At 55.8% G+C, this 640-nt stretch carries 1 protein-coding gene; it reads right to left on the reverse strand.

What is annotated here, in order from left to right:
* Positions 1–606 (reverse strand): glycosyltransferase family protein (locus PQQ51_RS34350; protein WP_527250818.1); only part of this gene is annotated, 606 nt, incomplete at its 3' end.
* Between the last annotated feature and the right edge of the window lie 34 nt (positions 607–640).

Here is a 640-nt window from a genome sequence, read left to right on the forward strand (position 1 = left end):
GGGATCAGGTTTGACGATGTCAAGATCGATCCCGTCATGAATCACGGAAATGCGCTCCTGAAACAGTTCCGGGTACCGGGACCTCTGCCACATCGTCGGACTGATACCCGCATCAGCACCGGTCAGACTCACCAGTTGTGTCATATTCTCCGTGCGGATCCGGAACCCGTCTGGATCGGAGTCCGGAAATTCTGGATCAAATCCGTAGTCCTGGCCCTCGCGATTGAAATAGAACTCACAATAGTTGGTTACGCGTGCGCTGGGAAAGACGTCCCGAACGTGAAGCATCTCCCCCCAGCCAGGATGACCGTAAATCACATCCGGAATAAACCCCTCGCCGCGAAGCCGTTTCATGCACGCGGCCGCAGCACGGCCTCGACGCAATGCGTTTTCGGTAGTCCAAAGGTCGCGTGCGGCTTTGTCTCGCGGCGTTGGCGTAAAATCGTAGCCGTAGAATTTCACGCCCACAATGGGCCACTTCACGTTCGCCAGGATGCGTCTTTTCTCACCGATTGCAGCTACCTCACATGCAGGGTCGCGCGCGCAATGAGACATCAGGTGCCTGAACTGGCCGGGCAAATTCTGGTGGATGAAAAGTATCTTCAATGGTCCGTCCCGTTGCGGCTATACGTAAAGCTCT

Origin of the sequence: Paraburkholderia xenovorans, from assembly GCF_046030735.1 — a bacterium.
Classification (GTDB): domain Bacteria; phylum Pseudomonadota; class Gammaproteobacteria; order Burkholderiales; family Burkholderiaceae; genus Paraburkholderia; species Paraburkholderia xenovorans_A.